3 protein-coding genes are annotated in these 3,146 nt (G+C 69.2%); 1 reads left to right on the plus strand and 2 read right to left on the minus strand.

The window, feature by feature from the left end; genetic code table 11:
• Positions 1–36: 36 nt before the first annotated feature.
• Positions 37–408: a WhiB family transcriptional regulator gene (locus ACFWFI_RS42060; RefSeq protein ID WP_387401136.1), complete on the minus strand. Its 372-nt coding sequence runs from the start codon at positions 406–408 to the stop codon at positions 37–39.
• Between the two features lie 165 nt (positions 409–573).
• Positions 574–1,245: a DUF1707 SHOCT-like domain-containing protein gene (locus ACFWFI_RS42065; RefSeq protein WP_387401138.1), complete on the minus strand. Its 672-nt coding sequence runs from the start codon at positions 1,243–1,245 to the stop codon at positions 574–576.
• A 189-nt stretch (positions 1,246–1,434) separates the two neighbouring features.
• Between ACFWFI_RS42065 and ACFWFI_RS42070 the strand changes: the two genes are divergently transcribed.
• A complete protein-coding gene (locus ACFWFI_RS42070; protein ID WP_387401140.1) occupies positions 1,435–3,102 on the plus strand; it encodes a fumarate hydratase in 1,668 nt (555 codons plus the stop codon).
• The last annotated feature ends 44 nt before the right edge of the window (positions 3,103–3,146 follow it).

Here is a 3,146-nt window from a genome sequence, read left to right on the forward strand (position 1 = left end):
CCCGGCCGGGCGGCCCCACATCCGCGTGCGCGGGCCTCAGCCCGCGGCGGCTATGTGCCCCGTCGGGGCCGCCGCCTTCAGCTCCATGTCACGCCTGCGGCGCCGGGCGAGCACCACGCGGCGTTCGGCGGCGGTGAGGCCGCCCCACACCCCGTAGGGCTCGGGCTGTATGAGCGCGTGCTCCCGGCACTCCACCATCACCGGACACCTGGCGCAGACCTGCTTCGCTGCCTGTTCACGGGACAGCCGGGCAGCAGTCGGCTCCTTCGACGGGGCGAAGAACAGCCCGGCTTCGTCCCGGCGGCACACCGCCTCCGAGTGCCAGGGCCCCGCCTGGTCCTCCCGCGCGGGTGTGCGCTGGGACGGCACGGCGGCGACCTGCAGGGGCTGATGCGGCATGTGCAGCACGGTCCACTCCTGACGACGGCTTGGGGCTTCGTGAGCGAGAGGCGATGCAGCACTCCCTACCCGCTGTACGCACGCCTATGCACTGAGTGGCGCCGCCTTCCGGGCCCCGCGGGCACACCACGTCGCCGACTGGCCTGAAATATGCGGTGGCCCCGTCGTCCGGCCTCAGTGGCCGAGGTGTTTCCGCAACTGCCGGTGGAGGTTGGCAATGAGCTTGCCACGCTTGGGCTTTGCCTCGACACTCCCGAACACGGAATAGCCGTTCACGACGACCACCGGGGCTTCCGGGTCGGCGGATTCCAGAGTGTCGACTTCGAAATTGCCGAAAATGCCTGTTCCGCTGCCGCGCAGCGAGATGTTCTCGGGAACCTTGATCTCGACGCTGCCGAAGATGGACGTCGCGTTGACGACCGTCAGACGCTGGCCGAACAACGCCTCTGTCAGGTCGATCTCGACGCTGCCGAAGAGCGCGAAGGCGTTCGTACGCCCGCCGACGCGCCAACGGCCCCTGCGGGTGGAGCTGCTGAAGACCGCCACCAGATTCTCGGCGGGCCCTGCCGCTCCCTCGGGCCCGTACCCGTAGGACGAGGTGGCCGACCGGGCGGTGCCGCCCGGCGTCGGCAGATCCTGTACCAGCGGCTCGAGTTCACCGACGGTCTTGGCCCGGTAGACCAGGTCGACCCGCTCGGCGTGCTCCTCGGCGGTCAGCCGGCCCTCGGCCACGGCCTCTCGCAGGATGTCCGCGATCCGGTCGCGGTCCGCGTCGGAGGCGCGGATTCCGGCGGGCGCGGGACCGGCCGGAGCGACGGGCTGCTGGGGCTGCTTTTCGAGGTCCACCGAACCAGCCTACCGAAACGCGATAGATCGCGACCAGTGCCTCACCGGCCTTGCTCCGAATCCGGTCTCCGGATCAAGCGTTCCAGGTGAGCCTTACCTCACAGGCCCGGGGTGCCCCGGGGGTTCTACCCTGGTGGATGCGCTGCCCAAGGGAGGTCAGCCGCTGTCGCCGAGTGAGGAATGGCCGTAATGCCAGAGTTTGCGTACTCCGATCTGCTCCCCCTGGGAGAGGACACCACGCCGTACCGGCTGGTGGCCGCCGAGGGCGTCTCGACCTTCGAGGCCGACGGCCGTACGTTCCTCAAGGTGGCTCCGGAGGCCCTGCGCACCCTCGCCGCAGAGGCCATGCACGACATCTCGCACTATCTGCGCCCCGCCCACCTGGCGCAGCTTCGGCGCATCGTGGACGACCCCGAGGCCTCGTCGAACGACAAGTTCGTGGCACTGGACCTCCTGAAGAACGCGAACATCGCCGCCGCGGGTGTCCTGCCGATGTGCCAGGACACCGGTACGGCCATCGTCATGGGCAAGCGCGGCCAGAACGTGCTCACCGAGGGCGGTGACGAGGAGGCCCTGTCGCACGGCATCTTCGACGCGTACACGAAGCTCAACCTGCGCTACTCGCAGATGGCCCCGCTGAACATGTGGGACGAGAAGAACACCGGCTCGAACCTCCCGGCCCAGATCGAGCTGTACGCCACCGACGGCGGCGCCTACAAGTTCCTCTTCATGGCGAAGGGCGGCGGCTCGGCCAACAAGTCGTTCCTCTTCCAGGAGACCAAGGCCGTCCTGAACGAGACCTCCATGATGAAGTTCCTGGAGGAGAAGATCCGTTCACTGGGCACGGCGGCCTGCCCGCCCTACCACCTGGCGATCGTCGTCGGCGGTACGTCGGCCGAGTTCGCGCTGAAGACCGCGAAGTACGCCTCCGCGCACTACCTGGACGAGCTGCCCTCCGAGGGCTCGCCGACCGGTCACGGCTTCCGGGACGAGGAGCTGGAGCAGAAGGTCTTCGAGCTCACGCAGAAGATCGGGATCGGCGCCCAGTTCGGCGGCAAGTACTTCTGCCACGACGTCCGGGTCGTCCGCCTCCCCCGGCACGGCGCCTCGCTGCCCGTCGCGATCGCCGTGTCCTGCTCCGCCGACCGTCAGGCGACCGCGAAGATCACCGCCGAGGGCGTGTTCCTGGAGCAGCTGGAGAAGGACCCGGCGCGTTTCCTCCCGGACACCACCGACGAGCACCTGGACGAGTCCGCTGACGTGGTGCGGATCGACCTCAACCGGCCGATGGACGAGATCCTCGCCGAGCTCACCAAGTACCCCGTCAAGACCCGGCTCTCGCTGAGCGGTCCGCTGGTCGTGGCGCGCGACATCGCGCACGCCAAGATCAAGGAGCGGCTCGACGCGGGCGAGGAGATGCCGCAGTACCTCAAGGACCACCCGGTGTACTACGCGGGCCCGGCGAAGACCCCCGAGGGCTACGCCTCCGGTTCCTTCGGCCCGACGACGGCCGGCCGCATGGACAGCTACGTCGCACAGTTCCAGGCGGCTGGCGGCTCCAAGGTGATGCTCGCCAAGGGCAACCGGTCCAAGCAGGTCACGGACGCGTGCGACGCGCACGGCGGTTTCTACCTCGGCTCGATCGGCGGCCCCGCCGCGCGCCTCGCGCAGGACTGCATCAAGAAGGTCGAGGTCGTCGAGTACGAGGAGCTCGGCATGGAGGCGGTCTGGCGGATCGAGGTCGAGGACTTCCCCGCGTTCGTCGTGGTCGACGACAAGGGCAACGACTTCTTCACCGAGCCCGCCCCGGCGCCGACCTTCACCAGCATTCCGGTCCGCGGCCCCGGCCTCGGCTGACCTTCCCGGCAGCGACTCGAGGGGTGCCCGGCCGTCGGCCGGGC

Origin of the sequence: Streptomyces sp. NPDC060209, from assembly GCF_042728155.1 — a bacterium.
GTDB lineage: Bacteria > Actinomycetota > Actinomycetes > Streptomycetales > Streptomycetaceae > Streptomyces.

Bases quoted from the DNA above. Each gene is read 5' to 3' on its own strand.
- ACFWFI_RS42070 (WP_387401140.1), top strand. From the start codon at position 1,435: ATGCCAGAGTTTGCGTACTCCGATCTGCTCCCCCTGGGAGAGGACACC.